Consider the following 19,616-nt stretch of genomic DNA (forward strand, 5'->3'; position numbering starts at 1 on the left):
TGATGGAGGGCGAGATGGCAGAAACAGACGAGCCGCGGATTACCGGCCTTGGCGGGGTGTTCTACGTGGTCGAAGATCCGGCGGCGACGCGCGAGTGGTACCGCGACACTTTGGGTCTGGACGGCGAATATGGGCCACAGCTGGCCTGGGCCGAAGAGCCGAAAAACAACCCCTATTCCCTGATCAGCCATTTTGCCGATGGCACATATATCAAGCCGGGCAAGAACGGCTTTATGATCAATCTTCGAGTGAATGATCTCGATGGCTTCGTCGCCAAGCTGAAGAAGAAGGGCGTCGACATCCTCGATACGGCTGACGAAGGATATGGCAAATTTGCCTGGCTGCTCGATCCAAACGGCATCAAGATCGAATTGTGGGAGCAGGTGGCGGACGAATTGCCGTAAGCTCGCGGCCAGTGTCCCCAGCTCTGCGACAAGGCAGCTAAATCCCACGGCGGGCTGCATGGGCGTCAGCTCCATTCGATTGCCAAAGCCAGTATGGTTAGCGCGTTGTTAACTATATCTGCGGCATGCATGCGGGACCATGAAACGCACCTCAGCTCCTCTCAACCTTCCGCTTAGCCGCAAACCCAGCCTTACGGCCGCCACGCGCGCCGTGATCCTGGCCGCGAGCGCGGCCGCTTTGGCGGGATGCGGCATATTGCCCTCATCGAATGGCTCGCCATCGCGCACGGGCAGCAAACCGCCCGTTAGCTCAACGCAGGGCGACATCTCAAACCGAACCGCTGACCGCACCTGCTTTGCGCAGCTCAGCGCATCGGGTGTCCGCTTTGATCCTCTGCCTGATGCCTACGGCGCGCCGGGATGCAGCAAGCTTGGCACTGTGCAGCTCTCCGCTCTGGCGGGTGACCGCTCGCGATTTGGAATAAGCAATATCGGCCCGGTGCAATGCCGCACAGCCAGCGCCTTTAATGGATGGGCTAGGTTCGGCGTTGACCGAGCAGCCCGGCAAATTCTGGGCAGCGGACTTGAACGGATCGAGACCATGGGATCGTACTCATGCCGCAATGTCGCCGGCACCTCGCGCCGCTCCGCCCATGCCCGCGCGGAGGCGATCGACATCTCCGGCTTCGTATTGAAAGACGGCCGCCGCATCAGCGTGCAAGGCGATTGGTCGCGCGGCAGCGCAGCGGAACGCGAGTTCCTTCGGGTCGTGCACAAGAGCGCCTGCAAGCGCTTCGGAACCGTTCTCGGGCCCGACTATAACCGGGCTCACGAAGACCATTTCCACGTCGAGGGCACAGACGGCAGCTTCTGCCGCTAAGCCGACTGCGTCAGCGACTTAAGAAGCGGCAGCCGCCGCAGTCCTGAATCCAGCTAGCGTTCCCGCCGCGCCTATTCGACCGGCATCTCCGGCTCCAGCTTCGCCTCTATCTTCAGGCGTACAGCCTCGGCCGCGTGCCTTGCACCCAGCTTGCTCATCATATTGGCGCGGTGAATTTCGACGGTGCGCGGGCTGATATCCAGCTCTCTTGCGATCACCTTGTTGCTGCTGCCTTCGGCCAGCCAATTGAGCACTTCGCGTTCCCTGTTCGAAAGGCTGGAAATGCGGCTGCGTGCCTCGATCATCCGGCGGCGAGCCGCGCCGAACACTTCGGCCTCTTTCTCAATTCGGGTGAGACAGCGCGAGAACCGTTCTGGGTCGAGCGGCATGGATAAATAGTCGAGCGCACCTGCCTTAATCGCCTCAACAATGCGGCCCGGTCGCGGCTGCTCCTCAACCGCGATCAGCGGTAGCCAAACGCCCAGCTTGCTGAGCCGTTCGAGGATCATGGCAACACCGCCTTCCTCGATCGCATCGCGAGCAATTATGATCCCATCTCGCGGCGGATGCGCCGAAAGATCACTCAGATCGCCATAGACTTCGCAGTGGTGCCCTAAGGCGAACCCTGCGCGAGACAATTCCGCCCTATGACGGCTGGAAGAGTCGATGAAGTGGAGGATGGCTTTGCGTGTCATTCATAATGAATGCGCACTTCCCCATATGGAATCATCCCGAGTTTGGTCCGTTGTCGAGTAGACCTGAACTGGCTCGGAGGGGACCGAGGTCCAAAATGGATGCAACAGCTTGTGTGGCCGCTCAGTGTTTTCGCGGATCAGGTCAAATCACTAGGTTTTCGGGCCGAAACTGTAATCTGGCAAAGAGTGAAATGCCGATTTGAGCGCATCGCCCCAGCTCGATGAGATCGAGTCGAAATAGGGATCATCATGCGTAATCCGGTGCTGATGCGTGGGCGCAAAGTCATCGCGGCCAATCACCATCAGATCAAGTGGCAGCCCTACTGACAAGTTCGCCTTGAGCGTGCTGTCGAACGACACCATCAGCAATTTCACCGCATCTTCAAAGCTCATGTCGCGGTCATATCCGCGCAGGATAATCGGGCGGCCATACTTTGTTTCACCAATCTGGAAGAACGGCGTGTCGAGGCTAGCCTCGATGAAATTGCCCTCTGGGTAGATCATGAACAATCGCGGCTCCATGCCTGCGATCTGGCCAGCGACGATAATGGTGGCGGTAAACTTGCCGCGCCCGCGATCTCCATTGGCGCTTTGGCGTTCTTCGATTGTCGTGCGCAGCAGCTTGCCGATGTCGGAGGCGACCTGAAACATGGTCGGCGATTTGAACAGAGTGTTTTCGCGCTCGTCCGGCTCTTTGGTGCGTTCCTCCAGCTTGCCTATCACGGCTTGGGTGGTGGCCAAATTGCCAGCGGTCATGACGGTAATCATGCGCTCGCCCGGAACGCTCCAATGGAACATCTTGCGGAACACCGAAATGTTGTCGACGCCCGAATTTGTGCGCGTGTCGCTCATCAAAACCAGGCCGCGGTCCAGCACCATGCCAACGCAATATGTCATATGATTCTCTTATGGTTATGAGAGCGCGCAATTAGCTGACTTGCCTCACGCGGCAAAGCGATATTGTGTGGGCGCCTATTGCTGGCTTTGCTGTTCCACGGCGACTTCGACCTTGAGCGATTGCTGGGCCGATCCAAAGCTGATCCCGGTGACCGGCGCAGCGTCGCGGTAGTCCCGGCCAGTGGCGACGCGAACATAGCGCGGATCGGGGCTGATCCCGTTGGAGATATCAAATCCGACCCAGCCCAGCCCATCAATATGCGCCTCAGCCCAGGCGTGGCTCGCCTCTTGGTCGATCCGGTCGTTCATCATTAAATATCCGCTGACATAGCGGGCAGGAATATCGGCCATGCGCGCAGCGGCAAGGAAGATATGCGTATGGTCCTGACACACGCCCTCGCCCGCCTCAATCGCCTCTTCTGAGGTCGTGCTGACCCCAGTTGAACCGGTGCGGTAGGCGACCTGATCGCGAATGACTGCGGAGAGTGCGTGGAGAAAATTGAGCTTGTCGCTCTGACCATCGCCCTCCCCCGTGTCCACTTCGCGCACCAGCGCGCGCAGTTTTGGACCCGGCTTGGTCAGCTTGGTCTGACCCAAAAAGCTCCACAGCGGCAAATGTCCTGAGTGGCGCCCGATAACGCCAGCATTGTCCTCCGTCTCCACCACGCCTCGGCAGGTCACACTGACTTCCTGAGCGCCGGGTTCCAGAGCGATTAGCGTGACGGTGTTGAAATGCTGGTCATCATATTCCAGCTCGCTATGCGCGTTTTCATATTCCATCTGCCAATCGAGAATCTTCTGACCCTGCGTCTCTTTCGGCGTCAGACGCAGTCTCTGGAGCGCATGGACCACGGGATCAGTGAAGCTGTAGCGGGTGGTGTGGCGGATTGAGAGGCGCATCAGTGGTGGAACCTGTAATCGCTGGCAATCGCAGTGCTGATCGCGACATTGCTATGCATGAAGCTCAGCAGGAAATCGTGCAGGCCCTGGTCGAATATCTGGTCCACGGTGATATCGGCAATCTCCATATCGGCCTCGCGCATTAGCGAATTGCACTCGCCTTCGCGCCCGTGAATGCGGGCCAAGGCCGCCAATTGATCGCGCAGCGCGCTGCGGCAAAAGGCCAGACTGCGCGGGAAGCGGTCATCCAGCACCAGAAATTCGACGATCCCGCGCGCTTCGATCCGTCCGGCATGAAGCCAGGTGTAGGCGCTCGCCCCGGCGACGGACCGCAGCACTTGCTCCCACTGCCCGCTGTCAATCCGCGAGCCAACATGGCCAAGCGTTGGCAGCAGCAGATAGTATTTCATATCGAGGATGCGCGCCGTGCTTTCGGCGCGTTCGATAAAGGTGCCCGCGCGGGCGAAGTGATAGGCTTCATTGCGCAGCATTGAGCCCTCCACCGCGCCGTGCACCAGCGTGCCCGCGCGGCGGATCATGGCAACCACATCGCCGACGGAATTTTGCCCGACCGGGCGTCTCAGCGCGTCTTCCAGCGCCATCCAGTTCTCATTGACCGCGCCCCAGACTTCGCTGGAGATATTGGTCCGCGCCATGCGTGCATTGGTACGCACCGCGCCGAACATTTCGCGCACGCTGGCCGGGTTATCGCGGTCGCGCAGGATGAAGTTCCACACCTGCTGCCCAGTGTAATCCTCATGCGAGGCTTCATAGGCTGCCCGCTGACCAGAGGTCGCGATGACAGAGCGCCATTCTTCCTCGGCCGTCGCGGTGTCCCGGGTCAGCGCCATGCGCAGCCCCGCCTCTAAAAGCCGCGCAGTGTTTTCGGCCCGCTCCAGATAGCGGAACATCCAAAACATGCCATTGGCGGTGCGTCCTAACATCGTGCCGTTCCCCGCCCCTAGTCCTTCAGGACCCAAGTGTCTTTGGTGCCGCCACCCTGGCTGGAATTGACCACCAAAGAGCCATCTTTGAGGGCTACACGGGTCAAACCGCCCGGCGTGATGTCGATGCCATCAGGCGACACCAGCACGAACGGGCGCAAATCGACGTGACGCGGTGCAAGCCCCTTGCGGGTGAAGATCGGACAGGTCGACAAGGCCAGCGTCGGCTGAGCAATGTAGTTTTCCGGGTTAGCCTCCAGCTTGGCACGGAATTTCTTGATCTCGCGCTTCGATGCAGTCGGCCCGATCAACATCCCATAGCCGCCAGAGCCGTGGACTTCTTTCACCACCAGCTCGTCCAGATTGTCGAGCACATAGGCCAGGCTGTCATCATCGGCGCAGCGCCAGGTTTGCACATTGGGCAGCAGCGGCTTCTCGCCGGTATAGAATTCGACGATTTCCGGCATGAAGCTGTAGATCGCCTTGTCGTCCGACACGCCCGTGCCCGGCGCATTGGCGATGGTGACATTGCCCGCCCGGTAGACGTCCATGATGCCGGGAATGCCCAACACGCTGTCCGGGTTAAAAGTCAGCGGGTCGAGATAATCGTCATCCACCCGGCGATAGATCACATCCACTTGAGCATAGCCATCGGTGCAGCGCATTTGCACCTTGCCATCGACCACGCGCAGATCGCTCGCCTCAACGAGGGTGGCACCCATCTGATCGGCCAGAAAGGCGTGCTCGAAGTAAGCAGAATTGTAGATGCCCGGCGTCAGGACCGTGACGTTTGGCTTGCCTTTGGTGCCCTCCGGCGCGCATGCGGCCAGACTACGCGCAAGGCGGCGCGGATAGTTCGACACGCTCTCCACCCCAATGCGGGAGAAGAGATCCGGGAACATCGACATCATCGTCTCGCGGTTTTCGAGCATGTAAGACACGCCCGATGGGGTCCGTGCGTTGTCTTCAAGCACGAAAAACTCATCCGGCCCGGTGCGTACCAGATCAATTCCGACGATATGCGTGTAAATCCCGCCCGGCGGGGTGAAGCCGACCATATTGGGCAGCCATGCGTCATTATTGCGCAGCAGCCGCTCTGGCAGGCGGCCCGCGCGAATGATCTCCTGCCGGTGGTACAGATCATAAAGGAAGGCATTGAGCGCGCGCACACGCTGCTCAATCCCCTTGGTCAGCCGCCGCCATTCACCCGCTGTGATAATGCGCGGGACCATGTCGAACGGGATCAGGCGTTCTTCGGCCTCATCCTCACCGTAAACGTTGAAGGTGATCCCGGTACGGCGAAAGCTCTCATCCGCATCCTTGGCTTTACGGCGCAGAAGGTCATTCTTCTGCTCGCCATACCATGATGAATAATCAGCATAGGCCGGACGCGGCGCCCCATCGGGGTCAAACATCTCATCAAATTGGGAAGCTGACAGAACCGATTACCCCTAAGAATTGCGCGCTATGCAAGGATGCTAAGCATTATTGCGCAGTCTCACAAGCAAAGGTTCAATCGCGATTGAGTTCCTCAAGAACGGCAGAAATCGCCTCTTCCGAATAAGAAAAGCCGATATGGGTGCAGCGCAGGGCAACCGCGCGGTCGCGTTCCTCTGCTGTGCCGCAGGCGGCGCGCGGGGCGATCATCCCGTCGCGCGGGCTCCACAAGGCAATGGTTTCAACCGGAGGCTTCTCGCCCAACTCCGTATCAATTGGCGGATCATCGACCGAATGGCCGGTCACGAACTGATAAGCGCGCCAGACATTGTTGGCCCGCGGATCACCAGAAAACGGAGATCCCATCGTTATCACTTTAGCCACCGCTTGGGGCTGGCGCTTGGCCAGCTCGCGCGCAAATATCCCGCCGAGGCTCCAGCCGAGCAGGACAACCGGCTCTCCGGCGCGCTTGCTCAAATCGAGCAAGCGCTTCTCTAGGCTGGCGAGGTTTTCCTCGCTCGGACCCAGGTTAAATCCCAGGCCCCAGCGTTTCGCGGTGTGACCTGCACGCTCCAATTGCCGCGCCATGAAACGCATGCGGAGCGGGTGCGTCATAAAACCGGGCAGCACCATGATCGTGCGCGGATGCTTGGCGCGCTCAATTGCAATCTTGCGGCGCGGGCGATTGACCACTTCGGCCAGCACCTCAGCCTCACCCAGAAATTGCCGCAGGCTGGGCCGCGGTGCTCGCTCTTCCTCTGGCTGGCGCGCCAGTGCGATCCGGCGCGCAAACTCATCGCGCGTCCACAGCGAGGATTTCAATTCGGCAAGAGTAGCGAGTGAGGCCATAATCTTAGAACAAATCCCTTGGCAGAGCAGCGAGACTTACGGAGCGAAATCATCTTCACTCCCGCAAATTAAGCTGCGCGCGTGAACGCTTGGTGAAGCGTATTTTCGCCCCACCACCGCTCTGCCACGGCTCACAGATCATGGCCTCAAAGCGGCTTAGCCCGCTGGGCAATCACCGATGCGTTCGCTGGCGATGTTCATCGTCATCTTCATATCGCCCATGCCGGCCATATTGCCTTCCATCGACATGGTCATATCCATGCTGGTTTCTGTGCCAGTGCCATCCAGGGTCATTTTCATCGGCCCTTGGCCCGCCGCATTGCAGCTCATCTCGGCACTGATCTTGCCGCCATCCATCACGAATTTAGTGGTTTCGCAATCGTCACCTTGCGGACCCTTGGCCATTTCCTCAAAGCCTTTTTCCGCATCCTCTTCGGTTAGGCAGCTCTCGGATGTCTGGTTATCCATGCCGCCTTTCATCATCTCTATGGCTTCTGGCGGCGCGCCGGGAATCTCAACATTGATCAGCTTGGTGGTGGAGCGATATTGCCCTGGTTTTGGTTTGATTGCCTCACCAGACACTTCGGCCATCTCTTCGTTCGACACCACGCCGTCACCATCCGCATCGGCATCGGTTGGCCCAGAACACGCTGCAATCGCTCCGGCGAGCGCCAACACACTTACAATCCGCTTCATATCCAAATTCCCTCCAGAAAGACTATTCATGGTGCTATCTGCCAGAGCGCCACTTCACAAGCGCGCATCCGCGCCGCATATGTCTTTGCATGTCCGAACTTGACCTTGGCTCATGGGTTCAGACACGCACTGACGGAGTCAATTTGGCCTTCTCAATAGGCGCGAGGAATGAACCATGGATAACCATAGTGATTGACGAGCAACGAAGTGAGAAGGCCAAATTGGCCCGCCGCTTTGCGGTCGCAGTATGGGAGCCCTCGAACAGCGTCACTTCGCTTGTTCGGGCAACCAGCCCGACCGGGGCGGCGTTCCTTGTCGAGAACTCCCATACTGCGATCAGGGACTGCCCGAACCCATGAGCCAAGGTCTTATCATCCGCCGAGGGTTAGAAGAACCCGACACCTCTGGGGATTTCACCCCGCACCGCCCTGATCGTCCTGAAAAAAGCGATCCCGGCAGGCCGTTCAAAATCATCTCAGAATATGAGCCCGCGGGCGACCAACCCACGGCCATCGCAGAGCTGGTGGAGGGCGCGAAAGCAGGCGAAAAGACGCAGACCCTGCTGGGCGTGACCGGGTCGGGTAAGACCTTCACCATGGCGAAAGTGATCGAGGCAACGCAGCGCCCCGCGCTGATCCTGGCCCCCAACAAGATCCTCGCCGCGCAGCTTTACGGCGAGTTCAAAAGCTTCTTTCCGGAGAATGCGGTCGAGTATTTCGTATCCTATTACGACTATTACCAGCCAGAAGCCTACGTCCCGCGCTCTGACACCTATATCGAGAAAGAGAGCTCGGTGAACGAGGCGATCGACCGGATGCGCCATGCGGCCACCCGCGCCTTGCTGGAACGCGATGATGTGATCATCGTCGCTTCGGTCTCCTGCCTCTATGGTATCGGCTCGGTGGAAACCTATTCGGCGATGATTTTCGACATCAAGAAGGACGAGACCGTCGATCAGCGCGAACTGATCCGCAAGCTCGTCGCCCTTCAATACAAGCGCAATGATGCCGCCTTTCAGCGCGGCACTTTCCGCGTGCGCGGCGACAATCTGGAGCTTTATCCTTCGCATTATGAAGACATGGCCTGGCGCATCAGCTTCTTTGGCGATGAGATCGAAGAGATCGCCGAATTTGATCCGCTGACGGGCAAGAAAGGCGCAAACCTCGACAAGGTTCGCGTCTATGCAAACTCGCACTATGTGACGCCCGGCCCGACCATGAAACAGGCGGCTGCCGCGATCAAATTTGAGCTGGAGCACCGGCTTGCTGAGTTGCAGGAAGAAGGCCAATTGCTGGAGGCGCAGCGGCTGGAGCAGCGCACCAATTTCGACCTTGAGATGATTGCGGCGACCGGCAGCTGCGCCGGGATTGAGAACTATTCCCGCTTTCTCACGGGTCGCCTGCCGGGTGAGCCGCCGCCCACCTTGTTTGAGTATCTGCCGGAAAACGCGCTGTTGTTTGTCGATGAAAGCCACCAGACCGTGCCGCAAATCGGCGCGATGTCGAAAGGCGATCACCGCCGCAAGATCACTTTGGCTGAACACGGTTTTCGCTTGCCGAGCTGCATCGACAACCGCCCTTTGCGCTTCAACGAATGGGACGCGATGCGCCCGCAAACCTTTGCTGTGTCAGCGACACCCGGCGGCTGGGAAATGGAGCAAACTGGCGGCGTTTTCGCCGAACAAGTGATCCGCCCCACCGGACTGATCGATCCGCCAGTCGAGATCCGCCCGGTCGAGGACCAAGTTCAGGACTGCATCCAGGAATGCCTAGCGGTGGCCAAGAAAGGCTACCGAACGCTCGTCACCACGCTGACGAAACGGATGGCAGAAGACCTCACCGAATTCATGCACGAGGCGGGCGTGCGCGTGCGCTATATGCACTCTGATGTGGAGACGCTGGAGCGGATTGAACTGATCCGAGATCTGCGCCTCGGCGTCTATGATGTGCTGATCGGGATCAACCTGCTGCGTGAGGGGCTCGACATTCCCGAATGCGGGCTGGTTGCGATTTTGGACGCTGACAAAGAGGGGTTCCTGCGCAGCGAGACCTCGCTGATCCAGACGATTGGCCGCGCCGCGCGCAATGTCGATGGCAAGGTTATCCTTTATGCCGACCGGATCACTGGCAGCATGGAACGCGCCATGGCCGAGACGGAGCGCCGCCGCGATAAGCAGCGCGCCTTCAACGAAGAACACGGCATCACGCCGCAAACGATCAAGCGCGATATTGCCGACATTGTCGCGCACAGCGCCGCTCAAGATGGCGTGACTGTCGATACCGGCGATGAAGAGGTCAACAATCTCGTCGGCCACAACCTGCGCGCCTATATCGAAGACCTTGAAAAACGGATGCGCGATGCCGCCGCGAACCTCGAATTTGAGGAAGCAGGCAGACTGCGCGACGAAATCCGCAGGCTCGAAAATGACGAGCTGGGCCTACCCGATGACGAGAAGAAAGCCCCCAAGGTTGGCCGCTCCGACGCTGGCCGCCCCGGCACGCGCAAGACCCGCTACGGCAAGAAACGCGCGAAATTTATGGGCGGGAAGCCGTGACGAGACTTCGCCATATCCCCTTTATCGGGCACTATTTTGATAACCTGTACTTCCTAATTCACGATTGGAAAATGGATCGGATCAGCGAGCGCGATCAGACCCATCCCATCACGTTAATCGACGAATATCTTGGTACTTTTAGTTACATACGCAGCTATTCAGGCGGTTCATTTCACATGACCCGTCTATGGGGCTAAGCACAAGGTAAAGATCACACTTGGATTGTATGAGGGCAGCCCTGAGCCTGATATGGAGAAAGCTGCCAAACTTGCGGTCAAAGCGCGAGTTCTATGGGAAAACCAACCAGATTGGGAAAACCGAATAAAGTCAGCTGTCTTTGATGAGTTCTACGCGATTCTTGATCGGAACCGAGACGGTTCACCTTCACTTTCGGAGAAAGAATTCCTGGACGAGATCGAGTTCGAGGCAATTAGAGTGACATCCAACGAGAAATTCTATGCATGGTCGTCCTTACCTGGGTTTCACGAAGACTCTCTTGCCGAAGTTACCGGCTCGCTTTCTGGGGGAGAGCTTTGTGCGGATTATCTCGGATAGAAGCTTGATGAAGCCATACTGTACCTTGGCTGGCATTGCCGCATTCTGCGCTTTCCTTACCGCGTGCAAGCCGCCGCCGACCGATGCGGATATTGCCCGCGATATGCCTGCCGAAATGCCGCGGGGCCCTTCTGAACCGCTCGACTCCCCAGATATCGAGGGCGCGGTTTGGGCCGCGAGCGCGACCCCTTGGCGGATCATCTATGGCAAGCCCGGCGAAGCGCCTTTGGTATCGCTCGAATGCGTTGAGACTGAAGGTGATCCGAACCTGCGCGTCACCCGCTATGCCGCGGCGGACGAGAGCGCGGGCGCGATCCTGGCCTTTGTTGGCAATGATGAGATTGGCCGCATGAAGGTCGATGCGATCGAGACCAACACCGGCTTTTTGTGGCGCGGCGAAGACCCGGCGGTTGATCAGGATTGGGAGCCGCTGACCGGGCCAGAGGAAGTGACACTGACCGTGCCGGGTGCTGGCATGGTGACGCTCAACCCCAGCCCGCTGCCGGTTGATCTGGTGACTGGCTGCCGAGGCGGCCGGTTGGAACCGCTCGAGGGCGAGGTTGATAACGCGATTATCGAGGAAACCGCGTCAGAGACTAGCGAGCCCGCTCAGCCCGCTCCTTAAGCAGATCTGGGGTCAGCACTTGTGGCAATTGCTCCGCCTCCGCTCCCGACTCGTACCATAGATACAGCGGCACGCCCGCCGCGCCTTGCTCTGACAGGAACATGGTGATCGCCTCGTCGCGCTGTGTCCAATCGCCGACCATGGTGACCACGCCAGCGGCTTCAAACGCCTCGCGGGTTGCCTCGCGCTCAATCGCGACGCTCTCATTCACTTTGCAAGTCACGCACCAATCGGCGGTGAACCATAGGAACACCGGCTGCCCGTTAGCACGAGCTTCGGCCAGTGCCTGCGCACTGTAAGCCTGAGGCGAGTGGATCGATTCCTCGGTGAGGTTTGTCACGGGCGCGGCAAAGCTGGCGGGTAAGGCGAAGGCTCCGAAGATCACAAACGGCGCGGCGATTAGGCCAAAGGCAGGCCAGGCCATTTTGCCCGCGCGCTGCAAGCGGCCAACCACCAGCAAAGCAACAATCAGGCCGAACACGACAACCAGCGCGAACAGCGCAAAGCCTTGCCCGCCCAGCCGCGCCGTCAACCAGATCAGCGCGAGCGCGGTCAGCCCCATCGGGATCGCCATGATCCTGCGGAAACGCTCCATCCACGCGCCGGGTTTGGGCAGCATTCGCCGAAGAGCAGGCACAAAGCCGATCAGCAGGAACGGCAAGGCCAAGCCCAGCCCCAGCATCGCAAACAGTAGCAGCGCCTGCGGCACGGGCAGCAACAGAGCCGCACCCAAAGCCGCCGCCATAAACGGCCCAGTGCATGGGGTCGCCGCGAAGGCCGCGAGAAGGCCTGTGGCGAAAGCGCTGGCTGGCTCTCCGCCGCGCGTGATCGAAATGGAGGGAAGCTCAAAGACGCCTGCGAAATTCGCGGTGATCACGCTGGCGAGCACCAGCAGCACGATGACAACGCCGGGGCTTTGCAGCTGGAATGCCCAGCCCACTTGCTCCCCGCCAGCCCGCAGCAGGAGCATCACCGCGCCCAGCCCAACGCAGGCCAGCACGACCCCAACAGTGTAAGCGAGCCCCTCGGAGCGCGCCTTGGCCTCGCTCTCGCCAGCGCGTGCAAGCGAGATCGCTTTAAGACTGAGGATCGGGAAAACGCACGGCATGATGTTGAGGATCAACCCGCCCACCAATGCGCCCAGGATGAGGGTCCAGAGCGGCGGGGTCTGCGGCGCGGAAGACGTGACGATCCGCTCGCCCGTGAGCGCGACCTGACCTTCACTCGCTTCAAACCTGACCCCAGCGCCATTGCCGAAAGACAAGATACCTTTCACGCCGTCCGCAGGCTGTCCCTCTTCCACCCAGTCGGACAGTGTAATCTCAACGCTCACCATGTCGCCATCGCGGCGGAAATTTTGCGCGACCGAATATTGAACCAGCTGCGTGTTCTCGATGAAAATATGTGGATCGCTAAGGCTCACCTCAGCAGGCAGCGGTATCGCCAAGCGCAGGTTCGTGCCCTCAACGGCAAAACTAGCCTCGGCATCCAGCAGCGGCGCAATTTCTGCGCGCCAGCGAGCAAAATCGCCGCCTTGGCTTTCGCGCAAAACCGCATCCTGCGGCACGCAAACTTTATCGGTGCAGGCGAGATATTCGACAAAGCCGGTGATCGGCTCGCGGGTGGTGTTGTCGACCGCGCCGCTCACGCGGATCGGCACCAGAACCGTGTAAGCGCCCTTGTAAATGTGGTTCATCAGCTCGGTATCGACCAGCTGCTGAACAAACCGCTCTGGCACGGGATAGAGCGGCTCGCCCATCTCCCAGCCGTCCGGCAGGTTCAGCCGCAATTGCATACCCTGCCCCGCATCACCGGGGTTGGACCAATATCCGTGCCATTCCTCATTGCTGTTCGGATCCGGCGTGAACCTCAGGGCGAGCAGCCATTCCTCGCCCGCTGTCGGCAGACCGTCCGCGCGCAGCTCCACGCTGATGTTCTCATCGCCAAAACGCGCCTCTGCCGGGATCGCGCCATCTTGGGCGTGTGCAGGCGAGACGGCAGCCGCAAATGCAAGCAGCGCAAGCACCAGTGCAGCAAACCATAGCTTTGGTAGCGGGAACATTCTTGCGTCTATCACGGTCGAACCTCTAGGACTGTCGAACACTATTCGCAATCAAAGCGGCATAGGTTTCATAGAGGCAGGCAGAATGACGAATGACACGCGCGATCTTTTGATCCTTGGCGGCGGGCTGGTCGGCATGACCTTGGCGCTGACCGCTGCGCGAAAGGGCTTCTCCAGCCATGTCGTCGACCGCGCTAATCCCGACGACCTGCTGAAGGAAGGGTTTGACGACCGCGCCACCGCGATCTCGACCGCCAGCTGGCAATTGTTTCGCAACATTGGCCTGGCGGAGACACTGGAGCCCTTGGCGTGTCCGATAGCCAGCATTGCCGTCACCGACCAAATGAAGCCGGGGCGGATCGACTTTCAACCCGAGCCGCACGAGGGGTCGCTGGGGCGGATGCTGCCCAATCTCAGCCTGCGCCGAGCGATGTTTGAGGCGGCGGCGAAAGAGCCGCTGATCAATTGGGTGTCCGAGGCAGAGATCGCCGAGCGGCAGCGCAGCGAATTTGGCGTCGCCGTGGTGCTCAGCGATGACACAAAGCTGAAAGCCAGCCTGATGGTGGCCGCCGAGGGGCGCAGTTCCCCCACCCGGTCAGAGGCCGGGCTGGTGGTCGCGAATTGGGAATACAGCCACCGCGCGATCATCGCCGGGCTCACGCACGAAAAGCCGCATGACAATGTCGCTTGGGAGATATTCTATCCCGCCGGGCCATTCGCATTGCTGCCGATGCTGGACGACGAGCAAGGACGCCACCGATCCTCGCTAGTGTGGACCATCAGCGAGGATGACGCCGCAGGCTTTTTGAAATTGTCCGACCGCGCGTTTCTGGCGGAGCTGGAAAAGCGCATGGGCGCAATGTTTGGCGCGGTCACCAGCACGGGTGCGCGCTCATCCTGGCCATTGGGCTTTCACCACACGGCTAAAATCACCGGCGAGCGGCTGGCATTGGTCGGCGATGCCGCGCATGGCATTCACCCGATTGCCGGACAGGGCCTCAACCTTGGCCTGCGCGATGCCGCGACTTTGGTTGAGGTGCTTGAAGAAGGGCGCCGGATCGGGCTTGATCCCGGCGATCATCAAAGCCTGATGCGCTATGAAAACTGGCGCGGGCTTGATGCCTTTATGGTCGCGACCGCCACCGATGGGCTGACGCGATTGTTCGGCGTGCCGGGCAAAGCGGCCTCTGCCGTGCGGCGATTGGGCATGGCCGGGGTGCAGCGCAGCGGCGCGCTAAAACACTGGTTTATGGACGAGGCACGCGGCGTCTCCGGCGAACTGCCAGAGCTGCTGCGCGCTTAATCTTCGCTGGTCGCCTCAACCGGGCTTAATTGTTCCACCGCATTGCCGGCGCCATCGCGCAGACGGCGCGGCTCAAGCACGGCGGCGGTTTCAATCGTGTCGAGCGCATCCATCGCATTGCTGAACCGGGTCGCATCCGCGATCCAGTTTTCTGCGCTTGCTGCGCCGGGCAGGTTTTGCACCTCGGCAATGGCTGCATCGACCCGGCCGCTTTCCAGAAACAGGCGGGCCCGGTCCAAGCGGCGCTCTGGCTGAGGGGACGGCGTGTCTTCGCGGCGGATTACGAACAATTCGCTGAACTCGCGGCGAATGTCAGCCCAGGAGGATACCTCGTCAGGCTCGGCCAGATCAGGGCCAAGCCCTTCAAGCCGCGCTAGCAATTGATCGAGCGTGATTGGGCGGCGCGAAAATGAGATGATGGTGCGCACTGCATTGGGCCAGTTATCGCCAAAGCGCAGACGCAATTGATCGGCCAGAAAGCCCAGCTCTGCACCGCGTTCAATCGCGCGGCGCGTCGCGAAGGCAATCAGCAGGCCCTCGGCCCGAGCCGCATTACCAGCCGCCGCCTGCGCTTGCAGGTCAAGCCGCGCAAGGCGCTGCTCCGCTGCTGCCAAACGCTGATCAAGGCCGCCTTGCTGCTCAGCGAGACCTTCAACGGCCTCAACCTGCTCTTCAATGGCCGCTTCGCTTTCCTCAGTGGTCGGCGTGGGTAGAGCGGGCAGTTCCAGCCCCGGCGTTTCTTCCGGGCTGGCAACCGCGACGGGCTCATCTGCCGCCTCTACTGCTGTGATTTCGTTATTGGCATTGTACCAAACGATGTAGCCGATCAGGGCTCCTCCGGCGACGAAGGAGAACAGAGCGGCCAGCATTATTCCCTTGGTTGAGCCGCTTTTGCGGCGACTGCCGAATTTCGATTCCATTGTAGTCCGTTCTGCGATCCGTTGTGCGCGGCCCGTTCTGGGGGCTGAGCCGCTTACGTATTTACGCCGCTACTGCCACATGTCCTGCGCCATGGCCAGCAATTCGGCGTCCCTGGGGCGCGGAGCAGCGCGGGTATCGGCCCATCCGGAGCCAGCAGCAGCCAGAATACGCGGGCCGAGTGCAGCCAGCGAAATGCCAGACTTGTCGAGGCCTAAGCGGTCGCATTCTTTGGAAAAATGCTGCGCTGAGGACACCGAATAAAGCAGCACGATCGCGGGATCAGCCAACAGCTTTGCCTGCTCATTGGTCATTGCAATTTCATGCATCCGGTAGACCACTTTTTCGGTGATTGTGACGCCCTCGGGCGGCGTTAGGCTGACCCGTTCCTCCCCTGCGAGGCGCAGGTAATGGATCGGGGAGACGGCAACAGTGTCCAGCACATGTTGCAAACCGCCCTCGCCAGAAAGCGCCACCTTGAAACCCGCATCACGCGCAGCTTCCGCGGTTGCCTGACCCACCGCATGAACGGGCAAATGTGTGAGCTCGCTAAGCTTGCCACCGCCATGACGAAAGGCATTGGCGCTGCCGACTAGCAACGCCTGCATTTGGCCGATATCGGGCATTTCCCATGTCACTGGCTCTGCTTCAGAAAGCGCGAAGCCCTGAATGAGCAAGCCCGATTCCTCGCCCAACCTAAGCGTTGATGACAGTCCAGGCTCTGGCCGAACCGCAATGATCGTCTTGGCGCTCATGGGCGGCTCACATCCGGCCTAGCCAGCGCCGCCAAAATGCGGACGTGTGCCCGGCCCCGCGCATGACAGCAGGTCCGCCGCCAGCGCTTTTGCCGCAGCATCATCACCAATCGCAAAGCGCGCCTCGCCCTCAACACGTTCAGCACCATCGGGGCTGAACAGGGCGGCGCGCATGGAAATGCTGTCTCCATCCGCCTCGCACAGCACCGCGACCGGGCTGTGACAGGTGCCGCCAAGAGCCTCCAGCAGCGCGCGCTCCGCCAAAACTTCAGCGCGGGTCTGCGCATGATCAATCGCAGCAACAGCCTTCAAGGCGGCCTCATTACCTGCCGCACACTCAATCCCAATCGCGCCCTGAGAGGCCGCCGGGATCCAATCGCCAGTCTCCAGCGGAGTGCCCACGCCGGTTTCGCCCAAACGCTCCAATCCAGCTGCCGCGAGGAAGGTCACATCCGCCTCGCCCGCCTGCAGTTTCGCCAGCCGGGTCGCGACATTCCCGCGAAACATCACCACCTCAAGATCGGGGCGTTGATTGAGCAATTGGGAAGCCCGTCGCGGCGCGCTGGTGCCCACTTTGGACCCCGGCGGGATCGCCGCAATAGTGCTCGCCCCGATCAGCACATCGCGGCGGTCCGCACGCGGCAAAAACGCCGCCATTACAAAGTTATCAGGCCGGATCGTCTCAACATCTTTAAGCGAATGCACCGCGGCATCGATCTGCCCCTCGCCTAGCCATTGATCGAGCTCTTTGGTCCACAGCGCTTTGCCGCCGATATCGGCCAGCGGGCGGTCTTGGATCTTGTCGCCGCTAGCACGCACCGGCACCAATTCGACCTGTTCCTCGCTCCAGCCATGCGCCCCGCACAGCCGCCGACGCGTCTCATACGCCTGCGCCATCGCAAGCGGAGATTCGCGCGTTCCAAGCCGCATCTTGATGGGGTTTGCGGCATCTGCCGCGCTGCTCTGATCGTTAGGCTGGCTCATAGGCATGCTTGCTCTAACCACCTAAGCGACTAAGGAAAAGCCGCATGAGTGAATTGCCGTCAATCATACCCGACGACCCGACCGTGCTAGGCATCGAATCCAGCTGTGATGAGACGGCGGTTGCCGTGGTGCGCGGCGACCGGACAATCATTGCTCAGCGGATTGCCAGCCAAGAGGCGGAGCACGCGCCCTATGGCGGGGTCGTGCCAGAGATTGCCGCCCGCGCGCATGCAGAGCGCCTTGCCCCAATGCTGGAGGCCGTGATGGCGGACGCGGATATGACGCTGGAGGATGTCGATGCGATTGCCGCCACCGCTGGCCCCGGACTGATCGGCGGAGTGATGGTCGGCCTGGTCAGTGCAAAGGCGCTGGCGATGGCCTCTGGCAAACCGCTGATCGCGGTCAATCATCTGGAGGGGCATGCACTCTCCCCGCGCCTGGCCGATGCAGAACTCAGCTTTCCTTATCTGCTGCTGCTCGTATCGGGCGGGCATTGCCAAATCCTGCTGGTGAAAGGCGTTGGCGAATATCGCCGCCTTGCAACCACGATTGATGATGCCTTGGGTGAGGCGTTCGATAAGACTGCCAAGATATTGGGCCTCGGTTATCCCGGTGGGCCGAAGGTGGAAAAGCTCGCGCTACGCGGCGATGCCTCCGCCGTTACTCTGCCCCGCCCGCTCAAGGGATCAAAGGAACCGCATTTCTCCTTCGCTGGCCTCAAAAGCGCGGTTTTGCGCGCCTATGACAGCGCGGAGCACCGGGTCGAAGACATTGCCGCGAGCTTCCAGCAGGCAGCAATCGACTGCCTGATCGACCGACTAGACCACGCCCTCAAAGACCTGGAAACGCCCCCCGCCCTGGTGGTTGCCGGCGGCGTTGCGGCCAACACTGCGATCCGGTCTGCGCTTGAAGCCTTCGCCAATAAACATCACATGCGCTTTGCCGCGCCGCCCTTGGCGCTGTGTACAGATAACGCCGCGATGATCGCTTGGGCCGGGTGCGAACGCATGCCGCTGGAGCAATCTGATCCGCTCGATTTCAAGGCGCGTCCGCGCTGGCCGCTTGATCCAGAGGCGGAAAAGGCGCGCGGCGCAGGAGTGAAAGCATAATGACGGCTCTTTCCACGATTGGCGTGATTGGCGCAGGCGCATGGGGCACGGCTCTGGCGCAAATGCTCAGCACCGACGGGCGCGATGTGCTGCTGTGGGCCTATGAGGCGGACTTGGTCGATGCGATCAATTCAGAGCATCGCAACGCGCTATACCTGCCATCAGCAACGCTTTCACCCAGCATTCGCGCGACCAATGATCTTGGCGAATTGGCTCAGCTGGACACAGTCCTGGCGGTGACCCCGGCGCAAAACCTCGGCGCGGTTCTGTCGCAATTGCCAAAGGCGCCGCGCGACTTGGTGCTGTGCTCCAAAGGCATTGATGCGGGCACAGGCCAGCTGATGAATGAGGTTGCCAAAGCCGCCTGTCCAGACAGCGACATCGCCGTCCTATCCGGCCCCACCTTCGCACATGAGGTCGCAGACGGATTGCCCACGGCGGTCACACTCGCGTGCGGCGGCGGCAATGCGCAGTGGGAGCGCCTCTCACCCGAAATCGCTCGTCCATCCTTCCGCCCCTATTTCACCCATGATGTGACCGGCGCAGAGATCGGCGGCGCAATCAAGAACGTGCTCGCGATTGCCTGCGGCGTGGTCGACGGCCTGGCGCTGGGCCAGAATGCCCGCGCTGCCCTGATCGCGCGCGGCTATGCCGAAATGCTGCGGTTTGGCGAGGCGCTGGGCGCAGAGGCTGAAACGCTCGCCGGGCTGTGCGGACTGGGCGATCTGGTGCTCACTTGCTCCTCCACCTCCAGCCGCAATTTCTCGCTCGGCAAGGCCCTTGGCGAAGGCGGGGCCGCCGCGGATCTGATGGCGGATCGCCGCACCGTTGCAGAAGGGGCGCACACCGCGCCGGTTCTCAAGCGTCTTGCCGAGGAACGCGGCATCACCATGCCCATCGTGATCGCCGTCAACGCAATCCTCGCCGGGGAAAGCCCGCGCACCGCAGTCGCCAGCCTGCTCGCTCGTCCGCTAAAGGCGGAGCAAGAACGCGAGAACAGGAACCATCAGGCTTGAGCCTACCCCCAGCCTCATCTTCGCCGCCAGCCA

At 60.5% G+C, this 19,616-nt stretch carries 19 protein-coding genes; 8 read left to right on the plus strand and 11 right to left on the minus strand.

Annotated features, from left to right (window positions below; genetic code table 11):
• Nucleotides 1-14: 14 nt before the first annotated feature.
• Nucleotides 15-404 (plus strand): VOC family protein, encoded by a 390-nt coding sequence (locus AC0V6U_RS08410; protein ID WP_472642728.1) that lies wholly within the window; start codon nt 15-17, stop codon nt 402-404.
• 139 nt (nt 405-543) lie between these two features.
• Nucleotides 544-1,284, plus strand: a complete 741-nt coding sequence (locus AC0V6U_RS08415; protein WP_472642729.1) for an extensin-like domain-containing protein — start codon at nt 544-546, stop codon at nt 1,282-1,284.
• A gap of 71 nt (nt 1,285-1,355) precedes the next feature.
• Here the strand turns inward: AC0V6U_RS08415 and AC0V6U_RS08420 are convergent, their stop codons facing one another.
• The 7 genes from AC0V6U_RS08420 to AC0V6U_RS08450 all read right to left on the minus strand — a co-directional run bounded on the left by AC0V6U_RS08420 (nt 1,356) and on the right by AC0V6U_RS08450 (nt 7,702).
• Entirely contained in the window at nt 1,356-1,979 is a 624-nt protein-coding gene (locus AC0V6U_RS08420; protein WP_472642730.1) for a response regulator transcription factor, read from the minus strand.
• Nucleotides 1,980-2,129: 150 nt separating this feature from the next.
• Nucleotides 2,130-2,876, minus strand: coding sequence for a proteasome-type protease (locus tag AC0V6U_RS08425; protein ID WP_472642731.1), 747 nt, complete (start codon nt 2,874-2,876; stop codon nt 2,130-2,132).
• A gap of 75 nt (nt 2,877-2,951) precedes the next feature.
• Complete coding sequence (locus AC0V6U_RS08430; RefSeq protein ID WP_472642732.1) at nt 2,952-3,776, minus strand: transglutaminase family protein; 825 nt, start codon at nt 3,774-3,776, stop codon at nt 2,952-2,954.
• Nucleotides 3,776-4,720: an alpha-E domain-containing protein gene (locus AC0V6U_RS08435; protein WP_472642733.1), complete on the minus strand. Its 945-nt coding sequence runs from the start codon at nt 4,718-4,720 to the stop codon at nt 3,776-3,778. Before AC0V6U_RS08435 ends, AC0V6U_RS08430 begins: the two co-directional genes overlap by 1 nt.
• A gap of 17 nt (nt 4,721-4,737) precedes the next feature.
• Nucleotides 4,738-6,135, minus strand: coding sequence for a circularly permuted type 2 ATP-grasp protein (locus AC0V6U_RS08440; protein WP_472642734.1), 1,398 nt, complete (start codon nt 6,133-6,135; stop codon nt 4,738-4,740).
• 97 nt (nt 6,136-6,232) lie between these two features.
• Nucleotides 6,233-7,006, minus strand: a complete 774-nt coding sequence (locus tag AC0V6U_RS08445) for an esterase/lipase family protein (RefSeq protein WP_472642735.1) — start codon at nt 7,004-7,006, stop codon at nt 6,233-6,235.
• Between the two features lie 156 nt (nt 7,007-7,162).
• Nucleotides 7,163-7,702, minus strand: a complete 540-nt coding sequence (locus AC0V6U_RS08450; protein WP_472642736.1) for a DUF3617 domain-containing protein — start codon at nt 7,700-7,702, stop codon at nt 7,163-7,165.
• A 355-nt stretch (nt 7,703-8,057) separates the two neighbouring features.
• Here AC0V6U_RS08450 and uvrB point away from each other — a divergent pair, with 355 nt between their 5' ends.
• From uvrB to AC0V6U_RS08465, 3 genes are all read left to right on the plus strand, one after another.
• Nucleotides 8,058-10,256: an excinuclease ABC subunit UvrB gene (uvrB, locus tag AC0V6U_RS08455; protein WP_472642737.1), complete on the plus strand. Its 2,199-nt coding sequence runs from the start codon at nt 8,058-8,060 to the stop codon at nt 10,254-10,256.
• A gap of 222 nt (nt 10,257-10,478) precedes the next feature.
• Nucleotides 10,479-10,811 (plus strand): hypothetical protein, encoded by a 333-nt coding sequence (locus tag AC0V6U_RS08460; protein WP_472642738.1) that lies wholly within the window; start codon nt 10,479-10,481, stop codon nt 10,809-10,811.
• Nucleotides 10,812-10,818: 7 nt separating this feature from the next.
• Entirely contained in the window at nt 10,819-11,436 is a 618-nt protein-coding gene (locus AC0V6U_RS08465) for a hypothetical protein (protein WP_472642739.1), read from the plus strand.
• Here AC0V6U_RS08465 and AC0V6U_RS08470 read toward each other — a convergent pair.
• Entirely contained in the window at nt 11,408-13,498 is a 2,091-nt protein-coding gene (locus tag AC0V6U_RS08470; protein ID WP_472645734.1) for a protein-disulfide reductase DsbD family protein, read from the minus strand. The two genes, AC0V6U_RS08465 and AC0V6U_RS08470, sit on opposite strands and share 29 nt — an antisense overlap.
• Before the next feature lie 85 nt (nt 13,499-13,583).
• Here AC0V6U_RS08470 and AC0V6U_RS08475 point away from each other — a divergent pair, with 85 nt between their 5' ends.
• Nucleotides 13,584-14,801 carry an FAD-dependent monooxygenase gene (locus tag AC0V6U_RS08475; protein ID WP_472642740.1) on the plus strand — a complete coding sequence of 406 codons (1,218 nt, stop codon included), beginning with the start codon at nt 13,584-13,586 and terminating at the stop codon, nt 14,799-14,801.
• Here AC0V6U_RS08475 and AC0V6U_RS08480 read toward each other — a convergent pair.
• The 3 genes from AC0V6U_RS08480 to hemC form a co-directional block, all read right to left on the minus strand.
• On the minus strand, nt 14,798-15,721 hold the full coding sequence (locus AC0V6U_RS08480) for a hypothetical protein (protein WP_472642741.1): 924 nt from the start codon (nt 15,719-15,721) through the stop codon (nt 14,798-14,800). The two genes, AC0V6U_RS08475 and AC0V6U_RS08480, sit on opposite strands and share 4 nt — an antisense overlap.
• Before the next feature lie 69 nt (nt 15,722-15,790).
• Nucleotides 15,791-16,474 (minus strand): uroporphyrinogen-III synthase, encoded by a 684-nt coding sequence (locus AC0V6U_RS08485; protein ID WP_472642742.1) that lies wholly within the window; start codon nt 16,472-16,474, stop codon nt 15,791-15,793.
• A gap of 18 nt (nt 16,475-16,492) precedes the next feature.
• Nucleotides 16,493-17,404: a hydroxymethylbilane synthase gene (gene hemC, locus AC0V6U_RS08490; RefSeq protein WP_486169538.1), complete on the minus strand. Its 912-nt coding sequence runs from the start codon at nt 17,402-17,404 to the stop codon at nt 16,493-16,495.
• Nucleotides 17,405-17,502: 98 nt separating this feature from the next.
• Here hemC and tsaD point away from each other — a divergent pair, with 98 nt between their 5' ends.
• Together tsaD and AC0V6U_RS08500 are read left to right on the plus strand one after the other, a co-directional pair.
• Entirely contained in the window at nt 17,503-18,567 is a 1,065-nt protein-coding gene (gene tsaD, locus AC0V6U_RS08495) for a tRNA (adenosine(37)-N6)-threonylcarbamoyltransferase complex transferase subunit TsaD (RefSeq protein WP_472642743.1), read from the plus strand.
• A complete protein-coding gene (locus AC0V6U_RS08500) occupies nt 18,567-19,583 on the plus strand; it encodes an NAD(P)H-dependent glycerol-3-phosphate dehydrogenase (RefSeq protein WP_472642744.1) in 1,017 nt (338 codons plus the stop codon). The genes tsaD and AC0V6U_RS08500 overlap by 1 nt, the downstream gene beginning before the upstream one ends.
• Nucleotides 19,584-19,616 lie beyond the last annotated feature (33 nt).

Source organism: Erythrobacter sp. W36 (genome assembly GCF_057364935.1).

Bases quoted from the DNA above. Each gene is read 5' to 3' on its own strand.
- uvrB (WP_472642737.1), top strand. From the start codon at position 8,058: ATGAGCCAAGGTCTTATCATCCGCCGAGGGTTAGAAGAACCCGACACC.
- AC0V6U_RS08450 (WP_472642736.1), bottom strand. From the start codon at position 7,702: ATGAAGCGGATTGTAAGTGTGTTGGCGCTCGCCGGAGCGATTGCAGCG.
- AC0V6U_RS08420 (WP_472642730.1), bottom strand. From the start codon at position 1,979: ATGACACGCAAAGCCATCCTCCACTTCATCGACTCTTCCAGCCGTCAT.
- AC0V6U_RS08485 (WP_472642742.1), bottom strand. From the start codon at position 16,474: ATGAGCGCCAAGACGATCATTGCGGTTCGGCCAGAGCCTGGACTGTCA.
- AC0V6U_RS08445 (WP_472642735.1), bottom strand. From the start codon at position 7,006: ATGGCCTCACTCGCTACTCTTGCCGAATTGAAATCCTCGCTGTGGACG.
- AC0V6U_RS08435 (WP_472642733.1), bottom strand. From the start codon at position 4,720: ATGTTAGGACGCACCGCCAATGGCATGTTTTGGATGTTCCGCTATCTG.
- AC0V6U_RS08415 (WP_472642729.1), top strand. From the start codon at position 544: ATGAAACGCACCTCAGCTCCTCTCAACCTTCCGCTTAGCCGCAAACCC.
- AC0V6U_RS08465 (WP_472642739.1), top strand. From the start codon at position 10,819: ATGAAGCCATACTGTACCTTGGCTGGCATTGCCGCATTCTGCGCTTTC.
- AC0V6U_RS08440 (WP_472642734.1), bottom strand. From the start codon at position 6,135: ATGTTTGACCCCGATGGGGCGCCGCGTCCGGCCTATGCTGATTATTCA.
- hemC (WP_486169538.1), bottom strand. From the start codon at position 17,404: ATGCGGCTTGGAACGCGCGAATCTCCGCTTGCGATGGCGCAGGCGTAT.
- AC0V6U_RS08500 (WP_472642744.1), top strand. From the start codon at position 18,567: ATGACGGCTCTTTCCACGATTGGCGTGATTGGCGCAGGCGCATGGGGC.
- AC0V6U_RS08470 (WP_472645734.1), bottom strand. From the start codon at position 13,498: ATGTTCCCGCTACCAAAGCTATGGTTTGCTGCACTGGTGCTTGCGCTG.
- AC0V6U_RS08430 (WP_472642732.1), bottom strand. From the start codon at position 3,776: ATGCGCCTCTCAATCCGCCACACCACCCGCTACAGCTTCACTGATCCC.
- tsaD (WP_472642743.1), top strand. From the start codon at position 17,503: ATGAGTGAATTGCCGTCAATCATACCCGACGACCCGACCGTGCTAGGC.
- AC0V6U_RS08410 (WP_472642728.1), top strand. From the start codon at position 15: ATGGCAGAAACAGACGAGCCGCGGATTACCGGCCTTGGCGGGGTGTTC.
- AC0V6U_RS08480 (WP_472642741.1), bottom strand. From the start codon at position 15,721: ATGGAATCGAAATTCGGCAGTCGCCGCAAAAGCGGCTCAACCAAGGGA.
- AC0V6U_RS08425 (WP_472642731.1), bottom strand. From the start codon at position 2,876: ATGACATATTGCGTTGGCATGGTGCTGGACCGCGGCCTGGTTTTGATG.
- AC0V6U_RS08475 (WP_472642740.1), top strand. From the start codon at position 13,584: ATGACGAATGACACGCGCGATCTTTTGATCCTTGGCGGCGGGCTGGTC.